This window comes from Thalassomonas sp. RHCl1, assembly GCF_947387555.1.
In the GTDB taxonomy this organism is placed as follows: Bacteria; Pseudomonadota; Gammaproteobacteria; order Enterobacterales; family Alteromonadaceae; genus Thalassomonas.
Map to the genome: position 1 here is coordinate 143,048 of NZ_CANDNZ010000010.1, position 26,966 is coordinate 170,013.

The following is a 26,966-nucleotide window of genomic DNA, read 5'->3' on the forward strand; positions in this document are numbered from 1 at the left end:
TGGGACAATCTTGTTCAAACTTCGCCTCAACTTTGACAGTAGCGCTGCAAGTCCGGCACTTTATGCTCACCGGCAGTACATTCGTTGAGGGCGGCATTGCACTCGCTGATATAGTTTTCTGTCGCCCGGGAGAAATTACGGTAAATAATAGGCAAATCAAAGCCCTGCTTTTGCGCCCTGTGCTCCCTCATATAAATGATCGACTGCTGGGTGGTTTTCACATCCTGCTGTCCGGGCAATATGCCGCGCTCGAGATAATCCACCGCCATATTCGCCGCCACCGTGCCCTGCTCAAAGGGAGAAACGCCGATGGAGAGCAAGCCGCCGTCTTCGACAAAAAAGCCCCAGGCGCCGATGGAGGGGATTTCGCTGTTGGCCATGGTCCATTGAATTAAATCCCGGGGGGAGAGTCGCTTGGCCTCATCATTAGCTTCACAGCGCACCGTGTGATACAGGGTAAATAACAACAGATCCCCCTGCTTGTTGGCCTCTACTATATTGCGCTGCCAGTCTTCGGCAGTCACCGCCACCTTATGCTCTAAACTGATATCCAGCGGCGCCAAGGTCTCGGACAAAGAGCGGAAGGCATTTTTAATGTTGTAATGGCTGGTGGTGGAATTATCCACCGGGGCAATGATCTTCAGCGAAGACTTATCTAGGCCAGCTTTCACCATCTCCAGGGTATCCCTTAGCGCCGGAATATCCATGCGCTCAATAATACCGCCGATATGATCCTGGCCGGTGAAGCCGTAATCTTTCGGCTCGGCCCCGACCCCGGCATAAATCACCATCATCTCGGAATGATTATCGAAACAGTCGCCAAAGTCCGGAAAGTCGGCTTTAAACGAGGCCAGTTGCTGTTCGGTTAACTCCAGCTTTTCTATATCGACATAACAGGTGGACACCAGGCTCTGGGCATTGTCGTCCACTGCAATCAAGACATTCGGCGACCAGTCATCAATTTGTTTTCTCACCAGCGAGCCGGCAATTTTTTTAAACTTGGCATCGGAATGGTTTTTGGTATCCATATAATAATAACGCACGTCATAGAGCTGTTTGTTCAGCACCTGGCGGATGGCATGATCGATATCTTCGGTCCAGGAAAACTCATTGGTATAGCTTTGCACCACCAAGACCCTGGGTCTTTGGATGGTTTCCCAGATCAGGTACAACACCAAACCGATAAAAAAACAAATTTTAAAAACATTGTTCACTCTACTGCTCATTATAAAATCTCCATGGCGCGCCACACCGGAATCGAGGCGTATACCGCAAACAGGCGGAATAAGGTCATCCAGATATTAAATCGTAAAAAGGCCCCCTCGTGATAAAGAGGCTGCGGGCTGTTGATGCCTTTAAACAACACGTAATAGGTGCTTTGGTAAGGCAGTAAAAACGCCTCCGACAAGGTCAGGATAATAAAGCCCACCACCCACATATTAACCCCGGCAATATTGGCCAGCGGCAAAAATACCGACGAGGCAATAACGATCGTCGCTATGGTAGACAACGCGGTTCTCAGTACTAAGATCACGCCAAACAGCACCAGTACGAATAAATAGAAGTTATCCGTCATCAGTTGCTGCAAGCCGGAAAGCTTATTGGCCAGCAACTGATCCAGGCCGAGGTAATTCAAGGTCCGGGTCAGGCCTATCAGGGTGCCGAGCAGAAATAAAAACGGCCAGTCGATTTTTTCCCGAAAAGACTTTTTCGATAATGATCCCAGCGCCAGGAAAATAAACATGATCGCCAGGCCAATCCAGGCGGGTTTGATCTTATGGATGGAAGTAGTCACTATGCCCGCCACCAAAAGCAAGACGCCAAACACTGCGCCCCATTCTTTAAGGCTCATACGTCCCAATATATTCAGCTGCAGCTTGATCTGCGACTTATCCAGCTCGGGATGTTTATCGGTATTAAACAGTAAATAACTGAGCACCATAAACAGGGCGAACAGGGTGACCCCGGTGATCGCCGCCGCCTGTGCCCAGTCGCTCCACTGGAAGCTGTCCTGCACCTGGGTCGGCAGCATAGTAAACACCAGAAAATTAATCGCCTTGGAGGTTAAAAAGATCGATGAAAACAAACTGACGCCGAAAAATGCCGACAGCGCCATACGGGTGGCATCGCGCCCCTGGGCGGTAAATTTCAGCGACGACAGCAGATCTTTGAGCAAAGGGGAAATCAAACCGACCCGGCCATTGGCGGAAGGTAAAATAGGGGTAAACAGCAGCCCTATCAGGGTCAGCATCAAGTTGTAAAAAAAGGTCGAACAGGGAGTGAGTTTCAGCAGCAGCAAAGACAAACGGTACACCAGCCCAGAATCAACAATCACCACCGCCAGCACAAAAATACTCATGGCCATAAAAAAGCCCGACGACTGGAAGCCGCTCAGCACCACGTCGCTGGGGGTAATGCCCAGCACCAGCACCACCAGGATCGACAGCATACCGGCGACATAATCCGGCACCAGCTTAAAGGCCCACATAAAAATGGACACCAGGAACACGGAAACAAAGGTTCGGGCATTTTCGGTGATATCCAGCGGCGCCGTGAGAAAGTACACCAGCAGCGGCACGGTAAACACCAGCAGCCAGCCCAGCAAAGTGATCAGGCCTTTTTTCCCCTGTACTTTCCCCTCGCTGTTTAAGTCCACTTCCCAGGGTTCCTGGTCGTGATGCCGGGTATAGGAGGCCAGGAATAAATCTATCATGGTACTGTCCTGGGACAGCAGGCGTTTGGCATCTTCGCCATGAAACGCCAGCAGCCGGCAACCGCTGCTATTGGCCTTCGCGCCGCCGGTATAGGTAGCGCGGTTAAGCAATAACTCTTCCCCCAGGTAGCCGTGATCTAAGGTGATATCCGACGGCATCGACGAATGCAGGGTCAGCTCCCCGCCCAGGATATAATACAGGGTATCCGCCTCATCGCCGGGGTTAAATAAAACCTCTTCGGGAGCCAGCTCTTTTAGCTCGACATAAGGCAGTAAACGCGCCATATCGGCGCGGCACAGGCGATCCAATATCGGCGCCGTGGTCAGGGTGGTTAATAGTTGTTGATTTATTGAAGTCATTTAATACGCCATAGTTAATTACTGGACACACTTAAGCTCGACAGAGCCATTGTTCGAACATGCAGGTAGCGAAAGCCCTTGGTTTAATCCACACGGGAGAGGGTGTCGGGATCCAACACCTCTAACCGGATCTGCTTGCCGCTGACATGAAACAGCACCAGGGCATGCTGCATGGAAAAGGTCACCACATCCGACGACCAGGGTAATTTTTCCTGAGCATAATAGGGGGCTCCGGCGGCGCCGTTATTGATTTGCCACAGCGGCCGGGTCAGCAGCTTCTCTTTAGGTTCCAATCCCGGCGGATGGATATCGGAATCCGGGGTGATCAGGGTACGGGCATAGTTATGTTCATCGCCGGTCAGCAGGGCAAACACCTTAGGGTGCCTGTCCATCAGGCCAAGCAGCTTATTTCTCTGCTCGATAATGCCGCGGGAAACCCCCACTCCCCCCAGATGAGGCCTGGGGGTATTGCTGCCGTAATACCACATGCCGTCGCTTTTGTGGCCGCCGTTGGGAAACACCGGGGTATGCTGAGTGACAAAGATAAAATCTATGGTGTCATCGCGCTGATAGGCCTGCAGGGTTTGCTCGAGCCAGGCCATTTGCTGATCCATGATATAACCGTGCAGACCGCCGCCGCCCAGCAAAGAGCCGGATTTCCCCTGCTTGGCAAACCAGTATTTAAACGAGCGGGAAAATAAATAATTGGAATTGAGCACCACCATGGCAACATTGTCGTAGCGAAAGGAGTACACCGTTTCCTTATAGGGGGGAAAGTCGCCAAATGTGCTGACATCAGGATCGTAATCTGCGCCATCCTCGGTTAACGGGCCGTTTTCAGGTAAAACAAAGGTATCGGCGAAAACCGCCTCAGCCGAAACCGTACTAAAAGGAAACCGGTCGATATTGATGCCGGTAGCACTGCCGTCTTCAAAGGTGTAAAACAAACCTTCATGATTGCCCATAGTGGCATAAACCGGTAGCTCGGCGGCAAAAGGCGCAATGGCCTGCTGCCAGTTGCGGTACTGGAGTTTTTGCTCGCCGATGGAGTTGCTGCGCCCGTCAATCAAATCGCCGCTGAATTGTAAAAATGCCGCATCTTGTGACAGCGCCAGCGCCGCCAATTTTTTCAGCATATAGGCATTGACCCCGAAAAAATCCCGCTCTCCGCCCCCCTGGCCCCTGCGGGAGTCTGATGCATAAGCAAAAGTAAAAGATTTCCGGCTACCCGCCAGCGGCGCCGTGGAAAAAGACGCCCGGCGGATATTTTGATAAACCTGGCCGTTTTTCTCATCGGCAGCAAAAATTTCCACCCGGTAGAGATATTTGCTTTGCGGCAGCAAATTATTCAGGAGAATTTCAAAACGGCGCGCCGGCCCCTGTTGGGCGACAATCTTACCGTTGAGGCGGATAGTAGCCGAGCTGTTAAAATTAGTTTCAAACGCCAGCACGGCACTGGTGGCGGTAATATTGTGTATGCTGGGGGTCTGGATAAAGCCTAAACTTTCCCTGAACTCTCCCCCCTGATAGAGAAAAGAGACCTGGCCGTCAAAAATCATTTGCCCGCGGTTATTGACCACCCGGTAACCCAGCTCTCCCTGACCTGACTTGCGCCAGCCGGTGGCATCGTATTTACCGCTGAGCTGCTTAAGGTTTACCTCGGCTTTGCCGTCGATGATCTCTGCCGTTTTTTTAAAATAAACCGGCAAGGGGTAGCGGCTGTTTTTGGTATCGATTAAACCGAAATACAAGGTGCCGTTGACGGTATTGTCTCCGGCGGTAAAATCGAATGTTAAACCTTGTTTATTGCCGCTGATGGCCCGGGTAAACTGCGCCAAAAGATAAGCCGGCTTTTCTTCCCTTAACGGGTACGTTAGCCCTTTTTCTTCATCGTGCAGCACCAGCTGCCGCTCCTGGTATTTAATGGCATGACTGAAAATTTTCGGAATGGCCGTTAAAGACTTGTTATCCGCCGCCGTTATTGTCCCGGCGTAGGCTGGTAACACCGATAAGGCGAATATAACCGGCAAACAAAAAGCTTGGCGAAAACCGTTAACAAAATCCATGTTCTCCCTCCTTAAAAAGATAAATAAAATTGATGCAAGGTAACGATCAGGATCAGGCAAAATAACAGCGGCCAGAAGATAAGTTTCGGCAGCAGGTTATCCGACCATTTCACTAACTTGCAGTGAGGATATTTGGCAAAAATATAAGCGTTTAAGATCACCAGCAGCAGCATCAGATACATGATCAGATAGAAGCTTTCCAGGTACACCAGTCCGGCAGCCTTGAGGGCGGCACGCAGCTCGGTATGGCCGATCAACACACCGAACAGCAAACCGCTGCTCGAAGCAAGCACGCCGGAGAAACTGAAACCCAGCACTTCCACCCGCCCTTCCCTGCTGGTGCTCAACACCAAAGCAAAGAGCACGGCAGAGACCACCAACAACGGCATCAGGTTACCGATAAAGGCCCCGAGAAAACGGCGCTTTAAAATGATATTAAAATGCAGCTCGGGGAAATTTTGCTTGGCTTCGACATGCCCTAAGCCGAAGTTGGTACGGTAACCATGGGCCTTGTAGTCAAAAAACGACGACACCAGCTGCCAGCCCGGCAAAACAAAATCCGCTTCCAGCCCAGGCAGGGACACGGGATTAAAACCGGGGTAGGCGGACAAGTCCGGGGTCAGGATGACATTTTTACCGATATCCCGGTGCCACATGCGTAGCCAGACATTTTCAACATCAAAAGGATAAAGCTGGTAGCCAAAACGCTCGCGCAGCAGGATATCGAAATACCAGCCAACGGTGAGGCCGCCGTCCGGCGAGGCATGGCGATAACTTTCCAGAAACGGCCAGGGAGAAGCGCTGTCGATATCTTTGGCTTCGGGGAAAATCACCCCGGCAGAAATTTGCTGGCACTTTTCCTGATCGTCACGCACCCAGAAGCCCAATTCCTGCGCTCCGATTTTATTTTTCTTGCGCCGCGGTAAATCCGGTCCCTGTTGCTCAGGCAAAGTACAACCTTCGGCATCTGCGGGCAGTTTCTGCCACAAATAGCCGGTGAGCTTAACGCTGTTGGCATCGACAAAATTCAGCGACTGGATAAACACCCCGGTGGGAATAAATACCGGTCCGATACCGCTTAGCTGATGCCGGTCGCTATTATCCCGGCTGATATCCTGCTGGAACTGCTCAACCTGCCACTCGCTCATGATCATATGGCTTTGCTGTGTGGCTGCCGTATCCTCCCCCCGGTAACCGTCCAGGCTGACACTGTTGCCGTCTTTATAAATGGGATAGTGGATCACCGTATGCCAGGCACTGGCTATGGCAATAAACAAAAACAGCGCCACCAGCCAGGAATAACTCCACCAGCGCCTTTTTCCCGGCGGCGAAAACAAGCGTACCATCAGCAGAAAAAAGAACAGCCCCAGGGCAATCAGCGACAAGGAGATGGCAATCAGCTGCAAACGCTCAACCTTGGGGTGACCGAGCAAGTCCTGTTTTTGATATACCAGCCCCAATACCCATTGGGTACGGTGGATAGGCTCAAACACCCAGATCGCCGGATTGCCGGATAAGGGGTCGATATGCTCCCCCACCCGGGTGCCGTAGGCGATGGCCTGACTGAACAAGGCATAGAGATCGTCACCGCCGCCCACCTGCTCGGCGGTAATGGTGCGGGCGGTTTTAATATAATCGGTATCCGGATGGGCAATAAACTTGCCCTTGGGGGATAAAATAAACCCATAACCTGAATGCCCGAAGTTCATCGACGCCATCAGCTTTTTAAAGTCGCGCAGCGACATATTGGCCCAGACACTGCCGCTTGGCTGGCCGTCCTGTTGCAGCATTTGCGGGGCATAAAACGGCAGGCTGAATTCCTCCACCATACGCTGGCTCGCCTGGCCGAAATAAGGCTCCTGCCAGCTGTCGAGCTGGGGTTTGGGGCAATTTACCGGATCTAATCCCAAAGGGCAGAGATACCAGAATTTATCGCCACAGGTATAGTCATAAGCCTTATTGACCATCACCAAATCCCGCTGCCGGTTATTTTGATCGTTACGCCTTAAATAAGGGGCAAACAAATAAGGCTGCAACTCAGGCGTAGTACAGCCGGACGTGCCCCAGGAGGTTGCCCCGCCGCGCATGGCCAGCAGAGGCAGAGTTTCACCTGACGCCTGCTGGTCGGCCATAAAGGCTTTTAGCACTTCCGGGCGGTAGGCGGCGCCGACACCGAAAATCAGCGGGGTATTTTTGCTCTGCTCCCGCAATCGCTGCTCCAGGTTGCCGATATGGGTGCGCCCGGCATTCAGTTCATACGCCAAAGAGCGCGCCGCACTTTCCACCATTTTCAGCGTTTTATCTATCTCATTTGCCGCCTGATAGGCCGCTTTTCGCGCCTTTTTCAGCGACATTTCCTGCTGCTGCGCCAGCCACTCCTGCCTTTGGTTATAAAACCAGGCGCTGGCCACCAGGCATACCAGGATCAACACCAATAACACCGGCGTCAGGGTATGGGTCAGGCGAAAAATCAGCGGCTCGCCACGGCGGCATAACGCCGTGGCCTGTTCAAATAACTTCATCAGGACATCCAAACATTCAAGGTTTCAACTCTGGCCGGGCTGGCCGACAAACAAGCAAAAGATCAAAAACTGTATTTGGCGCTAAATTCCAGGCGTTTGATTTCACCGCTAAACACCTCATTGCCGCTGGTTAATTCCCGCTCGCCATAGGCATATTCCACCCCGAGTAAAAAGCGCTTATTGACTTGATACAGAAGATTGGCCAGGTAAGTGTCGTAGCGGTATTTTTTCCCGCTATTACTATGGTCCACCCGGGCAAAGCCCAGGGCAAAATTAGAGCGCCAGCTATCATTCCACCAGTAGCGATACGCCAGGTAACCGCCGCTGCTGTCATTGGCGGACAAATTCAATTTGTCATCAGCATCGAGGTAAAGATCGCCGGCAGCATTGGTAGACTCCTGAATATAACGGCCCGCCCCCTTGCCGGAAGCCAATGAAAAACGGATATCGTCCTGCCCCGGGAGTTTGAACTTACCGGTGACAGCCACTGCATATCCCGAGGTTTTAGCCGTTTCTTCCCGGCCATCTAACTCTTCAAAAGCCGCCAACTGCCGCCGGGCATACTGCAGCGAGACATGCCCCCAGGATTTATTCACCATTCCCCGCAGAATAAAGTCCGGCTGTTTGTCCTGCTCTATAGCGTTATCGGTGCCGTCGGCAAAGCTAAGATCTGTCTCCGGGTTTTCCAGACTGGTCATCAGCTTAAAATCATCAAAAGAAGTGCTGTAACGCACCATAGGCTGACGCAGCAAGGTTTGTCCGGCGGCATTACCCAGGTTTATGGTTTCCGGGTAGGATTTGACATCAACAAAGGTTGACCAGGTTTGCCCCAGCAGCCAGTTACCCCAGCTGCCGTACGCATGGCGAATACGGAACCCCGTAGAATTGGTCAACAGCTCGTTGCCGCCGCTGCCAAGAAAATCCCCTTCAACAAAAACCACTAACGCCCCGGAAGGGGTCGCAAAGGACTTTTTGATATTGATACGCGACTGACGGGCATGAAAACGCACATGACCCTCAGCGACATTGCTATCAAGGGAGATATTTTGATAATTGATGACATCGTCCCCTTTGCCCGCCAGATCATAAATAAAGTCGGCCTTGATATAACCGTGGATCTCCAGCGGAGAATCCCCCAGCTTATCCGCAGCCGGCTTAGCCGGATAAGGATTCACCACCACTTTGCCGACCTCATCTAAGGCCTGCGTCAGTTGCACCAACGCTTTTTCTTCGGGAAACGACGCCGCTGCTACCGCAAGCTGCAGTGGAGAAAAGAAAACTCCCAGCAAGACACTGGCAGAGCACAGCTTAATACAAGACTTAACACGACCGGGAAAAGCCGCCAATTTCACCAAAAGTGTACACACAAACAGGTGCTTAAATAACACTTTATCCTTCATACCTTATCCTCTGATTTTGATAGCTGATGGCGCGCTTATTCCAGCCTTGCAATCGCTAAAAGAAAGCAGGCATAAGCGCTAAACGTTTTGTTGTTATTAATGCCATCAGCATATAAGGGAAAAGGGTTTAAGCATTGGCGGGATCAACGAAGTTTTAAGGCAAAGCTAGGAAGCTTAAAGCGAATCAACCAAGTGCTGGCAAGACGGTAATAAACTCAGCGCTTTTGCCAGCCTTTTTGCAGTAAAAAAGCCAGCAACAACACGCAAATAAAACTCAACAAAGTCACCGGGGGCAAATAGCCGGGCCAGGAAGTTGGCGTGAACCAGGAATAAGCGCCGAGAAAAAGTAAGTGATAGGCCAGAGCGCATATCTGCAAATATTGCAATAACCGTTTTTGCAGCATACCGGCAAAATACCCGGCGCTGATCACAAAAAACAAATAAGCGCACAGCAGGCCGAAGAATAGAGCCAGGTTGGCGACGGTACTGAAACTTGCCATTTGCAGCACCTGCCCGCCGCCGGATGTTAGCAGTACCTGAGAAAGCTTGGGGTAATATCCAGCCGGTAATAATATCAGGGTAAGCAACACGTGCAGCAGGGCGCAATGCAGGGCCATTTTTGCTAAATCACGTGCCTGCTCGCGGCGGCCTTTAAGCCCCTCCCGGGCGGCAAACAACAAAGCCAATACCGATGACATCGACAATGCTTTATTGAGGATATACAAAGGTAACTGGCTCCAGCTTACACCGGCAGCCAGGTTATAACGGACAACGGCATATACAAGGGGCAGTAGCAAAATAAAAATCTTCTTAGCGACATAACTCCAATGAAAATGTTTTATTTCAGCCCCAGCCCGAAAAAGATGAATAAGCGGCACAATAGTCTCCCCCGATAACAGCACGTAAAGGCAGCTTATTGCGCTTAACGTAGAAACACTTGGTCAGGAAAATGAAAAAATAGGAGTTTCAGCGGGAACTGAAGACACAGGCAAATGGCTGGCTTAATCAGGGTTTAATTTAGAACCGCCATCAATTAAAAAGTACAATACATTATATTTAATAGCCTTGGAAAGAGTTGTTAAATATCACCGGCAATGAAACAGCTCCTGATTAACTTTGGCTTATTAATGCTTTAATCATCGATAAAATTCCCCCTATAATTTATACACTGACAAATTTAAAGGATTAACTATGTCAAGTATTGATAAAGATGGAATGCTGATAGACCCTAAAATTACCCACAAACGATTCCAAAGCATTGAACATGGCACATTAAAAGATATCCATGCCATCGTCGTCCATCAAACAGATGCCCCTACTGCCCGGCATACTTTTAATGGATATCGAACAGGCGGTAATGGCGCACATTTCTTGATTGATAAAACCGGGGGAATATATCAAACGGCGAGTATGGCGAAACGTTGTTATCATGTAGGCCGGTTAATAAAATCAAAGTGTCTGGAAATAAATAAAGACAATTGTCAAACTCCTGAAATGGTTAAAATCCTTGCCATGACTTGGGGGAGCAGAATTAAGGCGTTAAACGCTCATGAACGAGCCAAATCATACCCGGACCGTTATCCGGTTAACAGTGACTCCATCGGCATAGAACTGGTCGGCAAGCATATTGACGATAAAACGTATGAAGTCGTAACACCGCTGCAACTGTTATCTCTGCAATGGCTATTAGACGAACTTTATCATCACTTCAGCCTATCCTCTGATGATGTATACAAACACCCTGAAGTTTCATATAAAAACCCGGGCGAAGCGAGTACAGTCAAATGGAAATAAAAATTAAGTTGGCAGGCCTGTTTTTGCTCTTGTTGATTTTTTCCTGTGCCAACAAGCCAAGCTCTAACAACAGCTTTGAAGATGTATACGTTGCCGATTTTAACTCAGATGACATTAAAAGCTGCCGTCCCTCTGACGTTGACCTAAGCCATTACCAAGCAAAGCAGTTCTTCATCAGGGCCAGGCAAGTCGAACATAAGGTAATTCATGATCATTACAATTATGCTCCCTGCTATATTGAAGGCACGATGAAATACAACGCCCAAATATGCGACTGGCAGATCCGTGCCGGTGCTACCGGTTTTATAAAATGCGGTGACAATAAACAATTTTTTGTTTGTGATCTGTGTGAAGATTTATTCAAACCTCATTAGCTAAAGGTAAACGATTTCTAACAAAATACGATAACATCTGTTTATAGCTAGCCATAAACCCGATATAAAGTTATGACGTGGTCCAATAGATTAGAAAATATCATAAACGAGAAGGGAAACTTTACACTTAGAAACAGCCTTTGCCAGGTTTAGCAAAGGCTGTTGATGACTTATTTATCCAAATAAGCCATTACTTTCTGAAACCAGGATGACAACTAAACAAGTCCTAATTCATTATCCGTCGGCAGGGTGTTAGACTGCGGCCGGTTGCCGCTCAGGGCAAAGTTACGGGCAGCCGCTATCAAATTAAGGCGATGGTTATCCCAGTTATGTACAGCGTCTATATCCCGCAGGATCTCATGTACCCTGAGCTGGTCTTCCACTATCACCCGTTGTGCCAGATCATCCACCAGATAAGCCTTAAGGTTGCGGATCAATCCGCGGTAAACCGCATCCCGGTCACGAATAGCGACTTCCTGGTAGCCCACCACGGGGCGGAAGCTGTTTTCTATCGCGCCGATATTATCAATAATATACTGCAGGCGCGTCGTATTACCCTGCACTATCAGGTGTTGCTGATTGGCATAATCCGACAATGCTGCCCGTAAATTATCTGTGGTTTTTTGCGGGCTATTGACAAAATAGCTCAAGATAGCATGATAAAAACAGTTGCCGTCACGGGGCATATTGGTCAGGCCGCCGTCCGGCTCGCGCACCCAGTAGTGGTTGCCTATTTTTGCCAAGGTCAATATCTGGGGTGCCGGTCCGGTCATGGCCTGAGGCACACCGGCAAGACTTAATGGCTGCATAGGGACAGCAAAGGGGGTATGACTATAATCCTGTGCCAGGCGCTGGTCAAAGCGGTGCACTTGCCTTAAACGACCAAGCAACACATCTTCCGGGCTTGCCGCCGAAGCCACTTCAATCGGGAAACCTAACATCTGGGACATCAGCAGCGGTGCGATATCGCCGCCGATGTTCGACCAGCTTTTGTCCCGGGCAATATCAAGAATAGCCTGGTCCGCCGTGGTATTGACATACACCACAGGTTTGGAAAAGTCACTTTTTGAAATCGACGAGTAAGATATCGGCGCCTTGTAGGTATTGAGGCTCGAGTAGATATTGACGTCGCCGCTGCCGATATCTATGCGCTGGGGCGGGAAGCGGGTTACGGTATTTTTGTATTCCACCCTGTGGTGATCCAACCAGTGCATCTGGAAGAAGCTGGCGGTATAGGCAATTTTCAGATCCATATGTTTAATGGCTTCCGGCGCCAGTAAAATACGGTAAACCCCGTCCTGGCCGATAAACTCGGCGCTGCTGAGATGGTTAAAGGTCAGTAACAGCTGCTTTTGGTAACTGTTGACATTTGCCGTGTCTATGATTTCGTTGACCTGCTGGCGGTCCTGTTCCAGCTTGCGCTCAAGGGCTTCTTTGTTGAGATTTTGCTGATCAAAAACATGTACCAGCTGCTTGCGGGTGCCGGAAATAGACAGTCGCAGCGCCCTGAGCCTTTTGGTGATTTCCAGTTCATTAACTTCAAACACCTTGGCGCCGCGATAAGCTTCTTTTTCATCGAGCTTGTCGATAAAACGTATCACGATCGGCAGGTCAAAACCGGCATAATAAAGCTGGACACTGGGCAGTGCGGTTACATCCCCTTTATCGAAAGGAATGTATTCCTTGGCCAGGCAGCCGGACATGGTTTTATTCAATGTCTGGATAAGTTTGGCCACCGCCTCTTTATCCTCGCTGATGGCAAACAATTCGACAAAAGGATAATGGTAATCAAACAAGCCTTTACCGGTAATGCTTTTCATATGAATCATCGAACTTAACAGGCCGCAGAAGGTACAGCTTTCCACGAAAGGCAACTCTTCTATGGTTTGCCTTAACCGGTTGACAATAGAGATATCTTTGCATGATTTTGCCTGATCAAGAAACTCCAGCTGCACCTTGAACTGCTGGTGCACATCCTCATACAACTTCATAAAGCCGAGCATATTTTTCGCTTTCTCATAGTTGCGGTCGCCGTGTTTGCTGTCTTTGTTTTTCACTTCCTTGATCAAAATGGCGTCATAGGTATCGCTGGAGCTGGTATCCGGATTTTTATGGGCCAGGTTATCCCAGTTCTCCTTTAAGGTCGCCGCAATATCCTGGCCAATCAGCTGCTCGATATCCACCGACTTCAGGGCTTTAAATTCCGCCAGCGCAGGGCCGATACTTTTCCATAAATAATCGTCCTGGATAACATTAAACAGGTCCACCACCAGCGGCGTTAAAAACTCTAACTCCTTATTTTGAAGCAGGGCATTAAAGGCCTTTTTAAAATTGTCTGAAATTATTTTCTGCTCCAGCGTCTTGATTTGCGTCTGGTCAAAACGGCTGTTGTAACTTTGGTAAATGGCTTCAACCGCATTGCAGCCGCGCATTACCCGTTTATAAAACTTATGGGGGGAGCCACTCATATTGCCGAATACTTCGAGGATCAACAGCACGTTTTCATTAAGCTGATAACGCCAGTCGGGCACATTCACCCACAGGGCATTATGTCCCTCCCCAGGACGGTACAGCAAAGGCATGGTTTTTACCTGCATCCACTGCTGTATGGTTTCGTAGGAATCCCGCCTTGGAATACTGATATCGAGCAGCTCGCCCCTGAACTTGACGATACTGCGGCTGTCGATTACCTTTTGCTCTTTGCCTAAGGCATATTCGCCGTCTGCAAGCAGTTTCGGGGTACCGTCCGAGTGATAGTCCTTAGTGCGGTAGCGCACCACCACCCGGTAGAGTAAAAATTTTGAAATCGAGGTATTGATCAAAATCGAACTGGAATAAGGGTTTTCATTGGCGGTCTGGTTGACATCCATGGCCATAGGCGCCGGCGGGAAATAGGCATTATAAAATACTTCATCCTGATGCAGGCCCTGCTGCTCCAGCACCTTTAAGATAGAGCCGGAGATCTCGGGGATCATCATGGCATTATCAAAGTGATTCAAAGGATGCAGCAGCGCCATACCGGAATTAAAAACAATATTGCTTTGTATGCCTTTTTCCAGCGCCAGGTTAAGGATGTATTCCTGTTTTTTCGGTTTTACTTCCACTTCAGGCTCAACCAACTGCTGCACCGATTGCAGCTCTGATTCCTGCTGCAAAGAATTTTGCCCCTTAGGCAAAGGCGCTTTGGGCTCGTTATCCTGTTTTTTCTCCGGTGCTTTGCTGCTCTTTTCCTGCTCCGGGGCAGGCGGCGTGCTCATGGTAAATTTCAGCGTCGGATAATCGAAAATCTTATTTTCAATCAGCTTGCCTTTAAACAGCTTTAAACCCTTTTGCTGAAAGTCGTCCAGCTCCTTGCGGTTGCAGGTGAGAAATGCCTCCCAGTCCTGCTGAAACCTGGGCATATACTCTTCTTTCAGATAACCGTGTACCTCAGATAAAATCTGGTACCAGCGATATACCGGCAAATTGGGGTTGATGATGATCTGGTTGTCAAAATCACTCCACTTGGTCGGGTCGATATCCGAAACCACCTTTTTCATGATGTTCAGCGACGAACCACCTTTGATAAAGATACGGATATCGTCACCGTAGCTCTCTTCAAGATGTTTGATCAGTTTGGCAATCTTGCTTAAAAGAAAGCACCTTACCTCAGGTATGTTATTAAAATTCTCAGTCAGGGTATCGTCTATTTCCCGCTGAAATGCCGTTCTGCCTTTAGCCATAAGTTAAATCTCCTCAATTCTTTTTTAGTGGGTATCACGGTTTTCTTTGCTGTCGACGGGCATGTCGATCCAGCGGGATAATTGCGTTCTGAAGTTGGTGATATTGGACTTGTAATGGACCCTTTTATGATCCAGCCAGTGCAGCAGATAGAAGTCCCGGGTTTTTCCGATGTAATAATGGAAATACTGGTTAATCTGCGGTTCGCGCAAAATACGGAAAGCCCGGCCGGCAATAATCACCCTGCGGTCATTGTTTTCACGGGAGAAAATCAGCCGCTCCTGGTTGTTTTTCAGGCTCTCCGATTGTTTAACCAAACGTTTCATGATCACTGCCTGATCATTTCTCGGGTTCACCAGCAAGGCGGTGATCTGGGTGCGTAATTCTTTCGCCGCCAGTGCCAGCGCTTCGCAGTGCTCGGCAGTAATGGCGAATTTTTCATAATCGGTTTTTACACTGCTCTTTTTATCTTTATTGATATACTTGGCAATCAAGGCGTCGATCTCATCAGCCTTTTGGGCAAGCTGACTGTTTTTGCTGTTTAAATCTTTCAGCAAGTCATAGATATGACCTTTTTTATCAGCCTTGTTAATCAGCTTTTTCAAGACACAGAAATGCTCGAAAATTTCTTTGAGCGGCGCCAGATGAGCTTCCACTTCGGTAATTTGCTGCTCCAGAGTTTTCAGGTGGGCCTGGCGCGCCGTTATCTCGGTTTTGCGCAATGGATCCAGCTTATAGCGCTCAACCGCCTGGTTATCCTTTTCCTGCTCGCGTTTAAGGCTTTTATAAGGTTCAACCAGACGGGCATTCATGGCGGCGAGACATTGATAAAAGTGATCGCTTTGTTGCGCTAAGGTATTAATGCTCAGGCGATCGTTCACCCGCTGTGTGGTTAAATCCTTTTCCAGATCCTGCGTGGTACTGTCATGTAGCGTCGCCAGCTTCAGATCTTCGCTGTCGATAAAAATGACACGAATCTTATGGGGAGCAAATGTCTTATCTTCCCAGATAAACTGGTTGGGATCCGGGTGTTCTTCCTTGAGGATCTTATAAGCGAGTTTAACTTTCTCCCATTGCCCTTTGGTGCATTTAAGATAAAGGTTCACCACAGGGAAGAAATACTCCAGACCGAGTTTGTTGACATCAAATAATTTCATGCGCAGCGACAAGTCCAGGCTGGAACTTAAAATACCGCAGAAGTAACAGCTGGCCGCCGGCTCTTCATGTTCATCTATGCTGCTCAGCTCGTTTTTCGGGCTTAGCTGAATATATTCCTGGTTGACATCCAAACTGGTACTGAGCACATCTTTTAACGTCAACTGGCCTTTTAAGCCGTAGCCCTTTTGCTGGCCTTCGGATAACTCAGACAAACTGCTTTGTTTTTTAACCTTTTTGGTTAACGGCTGTAACTCAATGCCTGAGCTGTTGTCCAGACTGTCCATATCCACCGGGTTGCTGTCCCCGGTATACCAGTAAGGGTCATATTCTTTACCCAGTTCAACTTCCACTTCTTTCGGTTTCTTTCCTGTGGTGCAGCACTCTTCCAGCGCCAGACGGAAGTTGTTGATACGAAAGATCTGTGTAATATCGAGATGATATCTGGTACCAAAAGCACTATTGCTTTCCCGGACGATAAAGAGATGGCGCAGCAGTTCTTTATAGTTTTCAATCTCAGTCTGATCTTTAAAAGCATGATTGAGAATATAAGTGGCAGCGGTTTTTTCTGTCGGCTCTTTCTTTTTGACATTAAACTTATTTAAGATGTCTTCAATGTGGTCGCTGTGGGTATTTTTTTGCTGGCCGATTTTCGGTAAAAAATCCACGACCAGCGCTTGTTTTGACTCTTTATCCAGCACGTCCCAGAAATAATCTTCCCTGAGGGTACAGGCTAATTGTTTATAAAAAGATTTGATGGCATCTTGCTGATAATCCGCCCCGTAATGCTGTTCAAGTTCTCCGATATGTTTGAATAACTTAGAATTCAAGCGGCTATCCTCATCCTGCTCGGACGAAACTTCAATTGCGGTCAGCGCCGGCCAGGCCCGCTGCAGACGTTTATAGAATTTATGGGCGGAGCCGCTGCTATAGGTTAATACCTCATGCAACATGATGATATTTTCCTGCAGCTGGTAGTCCCAGCCGGGTACACGGAGTGCCTTCATCTGATCCAGCTGCGGCTGGGTATTGTTTTTCACCAGCTCCCTGAGGTAGGTATTTTCCGAAACCAGGGGGTAGAGATCGTCTTTAAATCGGGACCAGTAGTTGATGGTTTCTTCGCTTTCCCGGCGCGGTATGGAAATATCGATAACCTCGCCCCTGAATTTTCCGGACTCACCGTTAATATCTTCCCGGCATTTTTCACCGTTGAAATTAACTCCGGGAGAGCTGTAGCGTACAATCAAGCGGTATAGCAAGAACTTACTGATCGAGCAGTTGATCCAGATTGAAGAGTCCGATTTCACTTTTTTACCGTCTTCTCCTTTAAGCACCACGATCGAAGGCGGGAAAAAGTTATTGGCTTCGGAAAAATCGTCCGACATAAAATCTATGTCTTCATCCGGTTTTTTACCAAACACGGTACGGGTATTATCAAAAAAGTTGATCGGGTGCAGATATTCGTTACCTAAGCACAACATGACATGGCTCTGCATTTTTTGGGCATGCCTTAACACGGTTTCCGGGCCATATAGATCGATTTTCCGGCGCAGCTTTTCACCGAACGACACTTCTGCCATATGGGATGCCTGGTAGTCATTGCCCCCCTGCACCGCTTCTTTTACCTTGAAGGTATCACGAACCGAAGGCAGGTATTCATCGCGCAAATAACAGTGGATCTGGTTAAAGATTTCATACCACCAGGCACGCGGCAGATAAGGGTTGATAATGATCTGATTATCAAAGTCACTCCAGCCCTGTTCTTCATCCTGCTCGGCTTTGGAGTCTGCTTCCACGGAGTTTAGCTTCATCAGCTTAAGTGATGATTTACCCTTGATGTAAACCTGGACCAGTTCAGGCCCAAAGCGCTGTTCTATTTCCTTGGCCATCCTGGCAGTGTTTTTTAAAATAAATTCCCGGGCCCCCCGGTTATTATTGATGCCTTCCGTCAATACATCATCTATGTCCCGCTGAAATTCAGATCTTGGTTGTTTTCTCGCCATCATTTTTACCTTTTATTTGCTCCCCGCACCGGCGATTTTTGCGTCACTTTTGGCACAGGTTTATCCCATCAATGTCCTCTCCCAACCAGCTTGAGTTGGCAAAGAGCAGCTCGTCTGTTCTCAGGATTTTTCGCTGAAATTTCCCGATCCCAGCTTAATGATCCCGGGGGCCTGGCTCTTGGGGAAAACAAGGGAAAATACGGTAAGATATCTGTTGGCTGGTGGTGCAGTAAAAACAGGGAAATAAAGCCGGAATTCCCCGGCGGAGACTTGGCTTAGCTGACCTTAAAGATATTGACCATAGCGCGTAAATCACAGGCCAGACGAGATAAATCCAGACTGGCTTGCTCGACTTGTCCGGCGCCGCGGGAAGTCTCCCCGGTGAGCTCATTGATCAGGCAAATATGCTCATTGATATGCTCCGAAACCTGGCTTTGCTCTTTGGCGGCAGTGACTATCTGGCCGTTCATCTGGGTGATCTGTGCCACCGACTGGCTGATCTCGGTTAATGCCCGGCTGGTTTGTTGTGCCTGATTGGCACTTTCCCGGGCGCTAACCTCTCCTTTATCCATGATTTTCACCACATATTGACTGCCAAATTGCAGACGCTCGATCACTTGCTGGATTTCTTCTGTGGATTGCTGGGTTTTCTGCGCCAAATCCCTGACTTCATTTGCCACCACGGCAAAGCCCCGTCCGGAGTCGCCGGCACGGGCAGCTTCAATGGCGGCATTTAACGCCAGTAAATTGGTTTGATCGGCGATGCCTTTGATCACCTCAAGCACTACTCCTATGCTTTGGGTATCCTGTTCAACCTTGTACACCGCCTCGGATGCCTGCTGTACTATCGCCGCCAGTTCATCAATCCCCGAAACAGTTTGCTGTACCACCTGATAACCGTTTTGTGCCTGAACGTTGGCGCTTAAGCTCGCTTCATTGGTGTCTATGGCATACTGGCAAACCTGCTGCACCGACACCGACATTTCGCTGATAGCCGAGGTTGCCTGCCCTGTTTGTGTTTGTTGCTGCCTGGTATTTTCATTGGTCTGCATACTGACCGCCGACATTTCTTCTGCCGCTGTGGCTATTTGCTCGGTCGCTGAGGTGATATCAAAGATCAATTTGCTAATTTTCAGCAGCATAGATTCAAAAGCTGATGCCATGGCACCAATTTCATCCCGGCTGCTAATCTTAGTGGTCAGCGTCAGATCCGAATGACGGGAAATTTTTTCCATGGTGCTGCGCAACGAACTCAGCGGGACAATCACAGATCGGCTGATCATCAACCTTAAGGCCAATAACAACACCAGAATAATAATGCCACCGATAACAAAAGCGGCAACGGACTCCTGATACCAAAGCTTGATATGTTCACGCTCCTGACCGGCAAGCTCAAGCTGCAACTGGATCAATTCACTGATTTTATCGCTGATGGGATCAATATCGTCATATAAGGGGCCGTCGATATCATCAAGCTCACCTTTAACTCCCCCCAAAAAAGATGCCAGTTTTTGCTCGATAGCTTCAATCGCGCTGTTGGCGCGGGTGAATAACACATTCGCTTCATTGGCCAGCTGCACTTCCCGGCCGCTTAAGCCGGAATCGAGGTAGTCTCCCCACTTTTGAGCAATTAGGTATTTAGCCTGGTTTATCTGCATCAAGGCCTGCTCTGCGGTAAAAATGCCGGCATTGGCCTTATTAACCGCATCGATAACCCGCACCGCATAATTATCGGCAATGACTTTTAAACTTTCCGTCGGTACTATCCGTTTTTGGTACATGCGGTCAACGGCCTGGTTGATTTCATCGAGGATATATAAGGTACTGGTAAACAAAACCAAAATGGCAAAAAAAGGCACCAGGGCCGCCATCAGCAACTTTGTACGTACGGTTTTGATATTGAAAGAAAAAAATCGGGAACGAGTTTTACCGCTCTTGATATGCTCTGCTGTCATTTTTTGTTCGCCTAAGAATAAAATGACCGGCGTCCCTGCGGTACTGATAGAAAGTATCTGCCTTAAAGTTTCGGGTTTTAAGGCAGCAAGCTTGAAATTACAGTGCGGCGGAAACCGCCGACGACAATACATTCATCGCACTGTTTACGGCTTTTTGCACCGCCGCTTTACCGGCAATTTCCAATCCGATAAGCTCGGCCTGTAATACCTCTTTTTCGCGGGCTATTTCCACATCAAAGTCTTCCTGATTGATATCGCCACAAGTACGGGCTTCTACCAGCTCAGCAATAGAGGCCTTATTCCTTTCCAGAACCGAACTGAACTCATCACCAAGCTCGACGCCTTCCCCCTGTAAACTTTGTCCGGCTATGTTCGCCATATCTTTAAATACCTTGCTAATGTTTATACTCATGCTCTTTCCTTATGTCGTTTTTTGTTGGTGTCAGGCATAATTAAGCCGTTATATTTTTTTCCCGTCAGCGGTAACTTTTTGTTTGGCTTCTTCCCCTTTGATCATCGCCAGAAACAACCTTTGATACTGGCTCTTGCGGCGCTTGATTAAAAAGTCCGATAAACTATCCGCCGCCTTATGACGTAGTCTGTCTTCTCGCCACAGCTTGAGGGTGATCTCCACCTGCTTTAGGGTCAATTCATTCATGGGGCGGATCATCTGACGGTTTTGCAACGCTTCAAGATCGGCTTCAATATTCAGATAAGCGGAATGGCTGGCTTTGAAAAGGCGCTCATCTTTAGCCTTATAACTGAGCCCGAGATAAAAGCGGTTAACCTTTTGCGCAACACGCTCCATACTCTCCAGGGATTTTTCGTCATAGTCAGACACCAGCTGCAGCGCACAGCCGGACAATAAAAAAGTCATCGCCAACAGCAGCCATAAAGCCTTATTCGGGCAGTAGATTTTGTTCATTAAAGGGTCCTTTCATTGGAGGTTAAAAACAGCTGATATTGGCTCAGCAGCTGCTGTATTTGACTGTGACTAATCTCTTCATTCGCCATCACCTGTTGCTGTATCTTGCTTAATTCGGCACTGAGCTCAGAGACCAGCTGGATTTTTTCCTGGTTAAACTGATTAACCAACGCCTGCTTCAACTCTTGCGGATCTTCGCTAGTCGATGGAGAAACAAAAGAGGCTATGGTTTCAACGGTGCGGTCTAAAATGGTGTACACCAGGTTGGCGGAAAAGCCCCCCACCAGCGCCATGGAAATACGCAACGCTGCATGACTGACACCGGAAGCTTCACCTTGCCCGTCAACATTAGCATTGCCCATGGCACCTCCTGCGACACGGGCAACACTGTCGAGGTTAAGGGGGATCAACTGGGTCAAAATAATGCCGGCAATAAGCCCGACCACAAAGCGCACCCAGTAGGAGCTTTCATATTTAGGGTCGTAACAACCTGCGGTCACATAAGAATTGGCTTTAAACAAAGCGGCAAAAGAAGCACCGATAGCGGCGGAGGCCAGTAGAATCGCCTGGACAAACAAGAGGCGGGTGCCCTCCATATCAAACATGCTGGTCACCATGTTTTCATTATTGATATAGCTGGACAAACTCAGGGCAATCAGCACCACCAGGGATAAGATCGCCACCATCATCATTTTACGGATCAACGGCACCCGCCCGAGAAACAAAAACAGCGAGGCTTTTTCCGTTTCTTTTGCCATCAGCATAATAGTGACGGGTTTTGCCGGTGATACCAACTCGGAAAGCTGGTTATGGATCTGGGTCAACTGCTCGGCCCTGCCCTCATCTTGAGGATTAAGACTTTGCTGGTGAAGGGCTTTGGTCACTTTTACCGGCACTTTGAGACCTTTGGCAAAAGCATGTTTCACCATGGCCTGGCACTCAAGTTCTACCGAAGACCAGAAGTCATTTTCACTACCCGATTTAACCTGGCTGGCCTGGCTAATTTTAGGGGCCTGGCTGCTCTGAGCGGCTTTAGCGGCAAGATCCATGTATTTTCTCTTTTCTGGGAAATTTTTAGTTATTGTAGGGTTGGCAATAACGGGAAACTCGGGGAAAAAGCGGGAACTCAAACAGGAGCAGTTCAGAGATTTGCCGGTGTCGCTTGCCGGGAGTTAACTACCAGGTTTGCGCCGGGAGCCAGCAAACTGACCGTACATCCTGTACATAAAAAAGGAGTATGACCGGCCAAAGCCATACTCCTTGCACTGAAAACCTGGTTAGAACAATAAACTTAACTGTTTGCCTGGCTAGCTTTAGCCCCGGGGGATGAAGCTGGCTGAGGAGTAGCTGATTGACCGCTATCCGGCTTGCCGATAGACTGCTTGATATTGCCAATAACCTTATCCATCAGGGAAAAAAGTACATCGACGTTATAGCCCATCAAAAATGCCAATGCCATCGGGGACAGCGAGGCTAAGGCATTGGCTTCTTCCGGCTTAAGGAACCAGCCGATCACCATGCCTCCCAGGGCGCCTAAGGTCAGGCGCAGCCGGTATTTTATTTCACTGCTAAAGGTATAGGTCAGGGCCTTGATTTCCCGCATCAGGCTGCGCAGCACAAAAATAAAAGCGCCAAGCAGGCCATACATTAAGGGTAAAATATAACCCTGCAACACCTGTAAAATGGCATCGGCGGCAAGGATGTTTTCAAAAAACAAAATACGGGCCTGGTGCAGGCTGCGCTCTAATTCCAGGGTATCGAGCTTGTCGCCGTTCGCTTCTAGATCGCGGGACAGGGATTTTTTTGTCAGTTCATATTTGCTCTGGAAATAACGTGGCAGGCTATCACTGAAAGTACCGCCCAGTGACCAGATCTGATTCCAGATCATCAAAAGTTTGTAGTTGGCATCGAGCTGCTGGTTAAGACGCTCTACCTTATCGGCTAATACACCGGCTTCCTGGCTGTCTGTTTCAAGCTTGCTTAATGCCGCCTGATTCATTTCTCTCTCGCTAAAAATGTCGTGCAGGTTAGTACTGAGATCTTTACCGAACAGGTGATAAACCTGGGTCAATAACAGCAAAATCAAAGCCACCAGGGTATAGCGCCGATACCAGGCAACGGCTGCTTCAGCCCGGGTGACAGGACGTTTGCCCGAGTGGCCAGACATACCTTTCTTCTTTTCCCCCTCCGGGGTCTGGCTCAGCATTTTTTCCGGTAAAATAGCATCCAGGCTCTCCACCGTTACCGGATAAACCACTTCCGCCAGTTTGTCATAATTGACTAAAAATAACGTTTCATCTGCCGAGCTCCATTCTTTTTTACCCAGCTGATGTTTGGCATTAATAATAACTTCAGTCACTTCGGGGTCTAACCGGGTATTACCGCACCTGGCAATATAACTGAGCAGTTTCTGGCCATCATGTATCACTTGTTCAATTTCGGGAGAAATGGCGTAAAGGGGCTCACTGTTTTTCTTATGCATGTTTATTTCCGCTGTCTGATGCTGCCGGGAATTTCCGCCTGCCCAAATCACGGCAGGCGGGATGCGCTTTACTTAGCCGCACCATAGCTATATTCACAGACGATATTGCCTTTATAGTCAAACAATTTGCCGGTATCGCCTTTATTGTTCCAAATGGCCCTGGGGCTGTTAAAAGAGAAACCGCCGCTTTCCTGATCAACATGATTAGTGTAAACCCTAATCTTGGCATTGGGTTTTAACACCGCTCCTTCGGGAAAAGTAAAATTCTGCTCTTTACCGGCGCTGAGCTGCCAGCCGCTTAAATCAAGCCAGCCGCTGCTTAAGTTCGCCAGCTCGGCATATTCGTCTGCCTCGGTATATTTTTCCTTGCCGTCAAAACAGATATTAGCAATCTCCACCGCGTCATAGGCTTTAGCGCCATATCGCCAGCAGGAAACCAGCTCTCCTGAAGCATCGAATAAAAAGGCGGCATCACCTCTGTTGTTCCATACCGCCTGCTTGGAGTTAAAGCTTAGCTCCCCGGCTTTATTTGTGTAGATACGCAGGCTTTTTCCCGGGTAACACAGGGTATTTTCAGGGAAAATCATATCCTGGCCGTCACTGCCGGCATTGATACGCCAACCGGCCAAATCCAGGATCAAAGGACCTTTATTGAATAACTCAATATATTCGCCGCCTTCCTTACCTTCAAAGTCCAGCCCCTTAATCACCATTTGCCGTGGCGCCAATAGCTCACAACAACTTTGCCACCAGTCGTTAAAGGCTGAGCCTCCCTGGCAATTGTCGACCCGCTTTTGATGGATTAACTTAGCATGCTCCAGCACACCGGCTTCCAGAATATTCCAACTGTTTTGCACATCTGATGAAAACTGGACATCGGACAACTGCTGTAAAAAGGTTTCTTTATTAAAGTCACTCACCTTCACTTTCCTTCTCTCGTTCAATGAAAAAACTGACCGGCAGGTTTCACCTCCTCCCGGCATATAACCCGGGCTAACACCCGGTTACTCACTAACGGATAAGATGCCAGACAAATCCCCTTCAAACTCAGCGAAAACCTGCCTCTATTGCCGCAAATTTAGGATTCATGATTCCCGCCCGATAATATGTCTCCGGTAAAAAGCCACCGTGGAAAAACTCAGCTCAGCCACCGAAAAGTAGCGGTCTCTAGCGGGATGTCGCCAAAAAGAAACACCATAACACACTGAAAACAAAAGACTTTAATAGGAGATAGTAAAACCTGTTGCCATATGACGACAGGTTTTACCCTGACTTTCAGGCCAAAAACAGCGCCTAGCAATATAAACCACTGATTATTAAGACTTAATCATTTCTGGCATCGATATTGATATATACCTGAGTAACCGGGCGCTGAACCTGAAAATATCGGTAGCATCAACAACTTGTGATGACGCTGACAAGTTTTACAGCAAACGGCTTATACCCGGGAAAGCAACACCCGGCAAAATAGATAAAACATTCTGGAGTAGATATGAAAGCAATAAAATTATTCATGACCTTATCACTGGCAACAGCAGCACTTTCACTGACCACAGCGGCAAACGCCACTCAAGCCAAAGACAACTTCAGCCAGCTTGATAGTGACAAAAACGGTATGATTTCCATGGGTGAAGCCAGCGGCGATACCGAGCTTACCAATAACTTCAAACAATGGGATAAGGATCGGGACGGTCAATTATCCAAGGAAGAATATACCGCCTATATCCAAGCTTCATAAGCTGTTAGCAGGACGATTAATCCGCTACAAAGCGGATTAAAAAACACATACGGAGCATACCATGAAAACAACCAGATCATTTTTTCTGTTAACAGCGTTATTACTAACCGCCAAGGTATATGCAATGGACAGCCATAAAAAGTTTGCCGCCTTAGACCATGATAAAAATGGTTTTGTCACCCTGGATGAAGCAGGTGCAGACTCGGTACTGGCGATGACTTTTGAAAAATGGGATAAGGACAAAAATGGTCGCTTATCTAAAGAAGAGTACAGCGAATACCATAACGAAATATAGCTGACGGTATTCAAATAGTTTCCCGACTTTGTTAACGAATCTGATTTTATATTTAAGCAGAGTATAATTTTAGTATGTTACACTGCCTGTCAATGTTCTCCTAAGCAATAGCTAAGGTGTAGCGACAGGCAGCTTTTTTCATTATTCTTTTATTAATAAACCACTATTCTGGCTAATCCTTGATTTTCCCTGAGAATTTCTTTCATCATCACCTCAAATACACGGCTTGTAACCTTTATTGGACCCGCGTTTGATTTATATCTGACGGCGGCCGGCTTTTTATATGTTATAGTAAGCAAGTTCATTGGTCTGATCTCTTTAGGTTATACAATTTTTTATGGCTAGCAGTACCCTTAAAATTCGTGACAAAACCATCTTTGACGGTTTTTTTGTGAAATACATATTAAAATTCATCTTTCGCCTCTGGTTTAAATTATCCGGCTGGAAGACCACGCCCTCTGCGCCAAACGGTGCCGGTATTACCATTGCCGCGCCCCATACTTCCAACTGGGATTTTATTTATGCCCTGGCGGCGGCGATCTTATGCGATGTTAAAATCTATTTTTCCATCAAGGACAGCTGGTGCAAAGTGCCTGTTGTCGGCAGCATTATTATGTGGCTGGGGGCTATCCCCATCAACCGCTCTGCCGGCGGCCAGGGACAGGTAAAACTGATCAAGGAATTTGTTGAGCGCCATAAAGACCAAAGAGTGTTTTTCCTGTTTACCCCGGAAGGCACCCGCGGTCCGGTAAGCAAATGGAAAACCGGTTTTTACCATGTTGCCCAGGATTGCGGCTTGCCGATTTTTCTGGCAAAAGTCGACTTTATCAACAAAGAGTCCGGCGTGTTTCACTCCTATGAACTCACCGGCGATAAAGATACAGACGTCAGGGCGATCCAGGAATCTTATAAGCGCATTTGCGGCAAATTCCCCAAAGACCAGTACCCTCATTATACCGGCCCAATTCCGACCTTGTCGGATGCCGAAGCTATGGTCATGCGCGCCTTATATTCCTTTAAGGGCGTTGCCACCAAAATGGATATTTGTGCCAAAGCCAAACTCGGCGAACTTTCCACGACTATGCTGGATTTTTTAATCGAGAAAGGCATTTTAGAGCAAACCAATGCCCCGGGGGATAAGCACGAACCAACCTATCGCCTGACCTTTGCCGGCAGAGGCTGTTTGTTGCATTTATACCCGACCCTGGCACGCAGTTAAACAGCAAAAATCTAGACAATATCGCCCGTTGAAGACTGCGGGCGATGCCTTCAACAGAAAAATCATTAAGCACCTATTTATATCAGCGGCTCATTCAAAGCAGCACCTGGTTAAGCATTACTCCATCCGCAAACAAGACACCGATATTGAGAGGAAGGTTATTGAACAGCTCTTCATCGGCACCATACTCCCCGACAAACTCAAAGCTATTATAAGGCAGCAATGCCAAGCGCCGAAGAAATAAG

The 26,966-nt window shown here is 48.2% G+C and carries 19 protein-coding genes; 5 read left to right on the top strand and 14 right to left on the bottom strand.

All coding sequences use genetic code 11. From position 1 onward, the window contains the following. Positions 1-26: 26 nt before the first annotated feature. The 6 genes from QL234_RS23760 to QL234_RS23785 all read right to left on the bottom strand — a co-directional run bounded on the left by QL234_RS23760 (position 27) and on the right by QL234_RS23785 (position 9,858). Positions 27-1,226, bottom strand: a complete 1,200-nt coding sequence (locus QL234_RS23760; RefSeq protein WP_281560250.1) for a hypothetical protein — start codon at positions 1,224-1,226, stop codon at positions 27-29. Then, on the bottom strand, positions 1,226-3,073 hold the full coding sequence (locus QL234_RS23765; protein ID WP_281560251.1) for an SLC13 family permease: 1,848 nt from the start codon (positions 3,071-3,073) through the stop codon (positions 1,226-1,228). The genes QL234_RS23760 and QL234_RS23765 overlap by 1 nt, the downstream gene beginning before the upstream one ends. 83 nt (positions 3,074-3,156) lie before the next feature. Next, complete coding sequence (locus QL234_RS23770; protein WP_281560252.1) at positions 3,157-5,139, bottom strand: metallophosphoesterase; 1,983 nt, start codon at positions 5,137-5,139, stop codon at positions 3,157-3,159. A gap of 11 nt (positions 5,140-5,150) precedes the next feature. Further along, positions 5,151-7,661: a hypothetical protein gene (locus QL234_RS23775; protein ID WP_281560253.1), complete on the bottom strand. Its 2,511-nt coding sequence runs from the start codon at positions 7,659-7,661 to the stop codon at positions 5,151-5,153. 62 nt (positions 7,662-7,723) lie between these two features. Beyond that, entirely contained in the window at positions 7,724-9,061 is a 1,338-nt protein-coding gene (locus QL234_RS23780; RefSeq protein WP_281560254.1) for a DcaP family trimeric outer membrane transporter, read from the bottom strand. 215 nt (positions 9,062-9,276) lie between these two features. Then, positions 9,277-9,858: a hypothetical protein gene (locus QL234_RS23785; RefSeq protein WP_281560255.1), complete on the bottom strand. Its 582-nt coding sequence runs from the start codon at positions 9,856-9,858 to the stop codon at positions 9,277-9,279. 394 nt (positions 9,859-10,252) lie between these two features. On the opposite strand from QL234_RS23785, the gene QL234_RS23790 reads away from it, so the two are divergent. Further along, positions 10,253-10,855: an N-acetylmuramoyl-L-alanine amidase gene (locus QL234_RS23790; protein ID WP_281560256.1), complete on the top strand. Its 603-nt coding sequence runs from the start codon at positions 10,253-10,255 to the stop codon at positions 10,853-10,855. Further along, a complete protein-coding gene (locus QL234_RS23795) occupies positions 10,846-11,229 on the top strand; it encodes a hypothetical protein (RefSeq protein ID WP_281560257.1) in 384 nt (127 codons plus the stop codon). Before QL234_RS23790 ends, QL234_RS23795 begins: the two co-directional genes overlap by 10 nt. A gap of 215 nt (positions 11,230-11,444) precedes the next feature. Here QL234_RS23795 and QL234_RS23800 read toward each other — a convergent pair whose 3' ends face one another. The 8 genes from QL234_RS23800 to QL234_RS23835 all read right to left on the bottom strand — a co-directional run bounded on the left by QL234_RS23800 (position 11,445) and on the right by QL234_RS23835 (position 24,389). Next, positions 11,445-14,951 (bottom strand): OTU domain-containing protein, encoded by a 3,507-nt coding sequence (locus QL234_RS23800; protein WP_281560258.1) that lies wholly within the window; start codon positions 14,949-14,951, stop codon positions 11,445-11,447. Positions 14,952-14,975: 24 nt separating this feature from the next. Beyond that, positions 14,976-18,110 carry a hypothetical protein gene (locus QL234_RS23805; protein WP_281560259.1) on the bottom strand — a complete coding sequence of 1,045 codons (3,135 nt, stop codon included), beginning with the start codon at positions 18,108-18,110 and terminating at the stop codon, positions 14,976-14,978. A gap of 272 nt (positions 18,111-18,382) precedes the next feature. After that, the gene (locus QL234_RS23810; protein ID WP_281560260.1) at positions 18,383-20,062 is read right to left on the bottom strand and encodes a HAMP domain-containing methyl-accepting chemotaxis protein; all 1,680 of its coding nucleotides are present in this window, start codon (positions 20,060-20,062) and stop codon (positions 18,383-18,385) included. Positions 20,063-20,159: 97 nt separating this feature from the next. Then, positions 20,160-20,474 (bottom strand): hypothetical protein, encoded by a 315-nt coding sequence (locus tag QL234_RS23815; RefSeq protein ID WP_281560261.1) that lies wholly within the window; start codon positions 20,472-20,474, stop codon positions 20,160-20,162. Between the two features lie 48 nt (positions 20,475-20,522). Next, positions 20,523-20,987, bottom strand: a complete 465-nt coding sequence (locus QL234_RS23820; protein WP_281560262.1) for a hypothetical protein — start codon at positions 20,985-20,987, stop codon at positions 20,523-20,525. Further along, a complete protein-coding gene (locus QL234_RS23825; protein ID WP_281560263.1) occupies positions 20,987-22,036 on the bottom strand; it encodes a hypothetical protein in 1,050 nt (349 codons plus the stop codon). Before QL234_RS23825 ends, QL234_RS23820 begins: the two co-directional genes overlap by 1 nt. A 242-nt stretch (positions 22,037-22,278) precedes the next feature. After that, entirely contained in the window at positions 22,279-23,469 is a 1,191-nt protein-coding gene (locus tag QL234_RS23830; RefSeq protein ID WP_281560264.1) for a hypothetical protein, read from the bottom strand. A gap of 68 nt (positions 23,470-23,537) precedes the next feature. Further along, on the bottom strand, positions 23,538-24,389 hold the full coding sequence (locus QL234_RS23835; protein ID WP_281560265.1) for a lamin tail domain-containing protein: 852 nt from the start codon (positions 24,387-24,389) through the stop codon (positions 23,538-23,540). Between the two features lie 572 nt (positions 24,390-24,961). Here QL234_RS23835 and QL234_RS23840 point away from each other — a divergent pair. The 3 genes from QL234_RS23840 to QL234_RS23850 all read left to right on the top strand — a co-directional run bounded on the left by QL234_RS23840 (position 24,962) and on the right by QL234_RS23850 (position 26,721). Continuing rightward, a complete protein-coding gene (locus tag QL234_RS23840; RefSeq protein WP_281560266.1) occupies positions 24,962-25,207 on the top strand; it encodes a hypothetical protein in 246 nt (81 codons plus the stop codon). Positions 25,208-25,268: 61 nt separating this feature from the next. Continuing rightward, entirely contained in the window at positions 25,269-25,502 is a 234-nt protein-coding gene (locus QL234_RS23845) for a hypothetical protein (protein WP_281560267.1), read from the top strand. 337 nt (positions 25,503-25,839) lie between these two features. Beyond that, the gene (locus QL234_RS23850) at positions 25,840-26,721 is read left to right on the top strand and encodes a 1-acyl-sn-glycerol-3-phosphate acyltransferase (protein WP_281560268.1); all 882 of its coding nucleotides are present in this window, start codon (positions 25,840-25,842) and stop codon (positions 26,719-26,721) included. The last annotated feature ends 245 nt before the right edge of the window (positions 26,722-26,966 follow it).

Coding starts and splice junctions, on each gene's coding strand:
- QL234_RS23760 (WP_281560250.1), bottom strand. CDS start 1,226: ATGAGCAGTAGAGTGAACAATGTTTTTAAAATTTGTTTTTTTATCGGT.
- QL234_RS23765 (WP_281560251.1), bottom strand. CDS start 3,073: ATGACTTCAATAAATCAACAACTATTAACCACCCTGACCACGGCGCCG.
- QL234_RS23770 (WP_281560252.1), bottom strand. CDS start 5,139: ATGGATTTTGTTAACGGTTTTCGCCAAGCTTTTTGTTTGCCGGTTATA.
- QL234_RS23775 (WP_281560253.1), bottom strand. CDS start 7,661: ATGAAGTTATTTGAACAGGCCACGGCGTTATGCCGCCGTGGCGAGCCG.
- QL234_RS23780 (WP_281560254.1), bottom strand. CDS start 9,061: ATGAAGGATAAAGTGTTATTTAAGCACCTGTTTGTGTGTACACTTTTG.
- QL234_RS23790 (WP_281560256.1), top strand. CDS start 10,253: ATGTCAAGTATTGATAAAGATGGAATGCTGATAGACCCTAAAATTACC.
- QL234_RS23795 (WP_281560257.1), top strand. CDS start 10,846: ATGGAAATAAAAATTAAGTTGGCAGGCCTGTTTTTGCTCTTGTTGATT.
- QL234_RS23800 (WP_281560258.1), bottom strand. CDS start 14,951: ATGGCTAAAGGCAGAACGGCATTTCAGCGGGAAATAGACGATACCCTG.
- QL234_RS23805 (WP_281560259.1), bottom strand. CDS start 18,110: ATGATGGCGAGAAAACAACCAAGATCTGAATTTCAGCGGGACATAGAT.
- QL234_RS23810 (WP_281560260.1), bottom strand. CDS start 20,062: ATGACAGCAGAGCATATCAAGAGCGGTAAAACTCGTTCCCGATTTTTT.
- QL234_RS23815 (WP_281560261.1), bottom strand. CDS start 20,474: ATGAGTATAAACATTAGCAAGGTATTTAAAGATATGGCGAACATAGCC.
- QL234_RS23820 (WP_281560262.1), bottom strand. CDS start 20,987: ATGAACAAAATCTACTGCCCGAATAAGGCTTTATGGCTGCTGTTGGCG.
- QL234_RS23825 (WP_281560263.1), bottom strand. CDS start 22,036: ATGGATCTTGCCGCTAAAGCCGCTCAGAGCAGCCAGGCCCCTAAAATT.
- QL234_RS23830 (WP_281560264.1), bottom strand. CDS start 23,469: ATGCATAAGAAAAACAGTGAGCCCCTTTACGCCATTTCTCCCGAAATT.
- QL234_RS23840 (WP_281560266.1), top strand. CDS start 24,962: ATGAAAGCAATAAAATTATTCATGACCTTATCACTGGCAACAGCAGCA.
- QL234_RS23845 (WP_281560267.1), top strand. CDS start 25,269: ATGAAAACAACCAGATCATTTTTTCTGTTAACAGCGTTATTACTAACC.
- QL234_RS23850 (WP_281560268.1), top strand. CDS start 25,840: ATGGCTAGCAGTACCCTTAAAATTCGTGACAAAACCATCTTTGACGGT.